Raw genomic sequence first — 1,450 nt, forward strand, 5'->3', positions numbered from 1 at the left:
GGGACCTCGGTGTCGAAGAAGACGGCGGAGAAGATCCGGGCGGCGGCGGAAGAACTCGGCTACCGGCCGAACGTGCTTGCCCGCTCGCTGATCACCGGCCGCAGCCGCATCATCGGCCTCGTTGTGGCCTATCTGGAAAACTACTTCTACCCGGAGGTGGTGGAGCGCCTGTCGAAGGCGCTTCAGGACCAGGGCTACCATGTGCTGGTCTTCATCTCCTCGATCGCGTCGGAAAATGTCGACCAGATCACCCAGGAGATCCTCGATTACCAGGTGGACGGCATCGTGCTGGCGTCGGCCAACATGTCCTCCGAGCTTGCCGCGCGCTGCCATGCGTCGGGCGTGCCGATCGTGCTGTTCAACCGCCTGCAGGACGATGTGCGGCTTTCCGCCGTCACCTCCGACAATCGCGCCGGCGGCCGGGCGCTCGCCGACCTGCTCGTCTCGCTCGGCCACACCCGCTGCGGCTACATTGCCGGTTTCGAGGGCGCCTCGACGCAGCGCGACCGCGAACAGGGTTTTTGCGAGGGACTGGAAGCGGCCGGGCTGACGCTCTTTGCCCGCGGGGTCGGCAATTTCCGCTATGACGAGGCGCAGGCCGCCGCACGGCGCATGTTTGAAGGACCCGACCGGCCGGACGCCGTCTTCGTCTGCAACGACCACATGGCCTTCGCCGTGATGGACGTGCTGCGCTTCGAGCTCGGGCTCGCCATTCCCGCCGACGTCTCCGTCGTCGGCTTCGACGACGTGCCGCCGGCGCGCTGGCCGGCCTATAACCTGACGACCATCCGCCAGAATGTCGACGACATGGTCGCCGAGACGGTGGCGACGCTGATGCAGAGCATCAAGGAAGGCGAGGGCGCCGCGCGCCGCGTCATCCTCGACGGCACCCTCGTGCAACGCGGCTCGACCGCGCAGAAGACTCCGACAAAAGAGACACGCTAGCCAGCCGCCCCCCGAGAGGGGGACGGGCAAACCTTGTCCGCAACCCATTTTGCATACGTATGAAAGGCTGAAACATGCAGATCTCCCAGACGGAAATGGAAAAGCGCATCGTTCGCTACGGCGAATTGAAGCCCTGCCGCACCGCCTTCATCGACGCCCACACGCCGGGCTCGAACAGCAAGGAGAATTTTACGATCATCGGCGGCGGGGTCTCGGAAAGCCCGGACCAGCATGTCCATATCAAGGACACGCCCGGCTTCAACATCGGCGCGGCCGGCCAGCCGCCGAAATGCCGCAACTCGCTGCATTCGCACCGCACGGCGGAAGTGTTCTTCGTGCTGAAGGGCCGGTGGCGCTTCTTCTGGGGCCGCTACGGTACGGCCGGCGAAGTGGTGCTGGAGGAGGGCGACATCTTCAACATCCCGACCGGCATCTTCCGCGGCTTCGAGAATATCGGCACGGATTACGGGATGATCATGGCGATCCTCGGCGGCGACGATGCCGG

General features: G+C 65.2%; 2 protein-coding genes. Both read left to right on the top strand.

Annotation, left to right across the window (positions count from 1 at the left end):
* Positions 1-945 (top strand): LacI family DNA-binding transcriptional regulator (locus tag AC1RWL_RS32160; protein WP_493097556.1); only part of this gene is annotated, 945 nt, incomplete at its 5' end.
* A 74-nt stretch (positions 946-1,019) separates the two neighbouring features.
* On the top strand, positions 1,020-1,450 hold a 431-nt coding region (locus tag AC1RWL_RS32165; RefSeq protein WP_493097554.1), incomplete at its 3' end, for a cupin domain-containing protein.

Source organism: Shinella sp. GW821-FHT10F02, assembly GCF_058809275.1.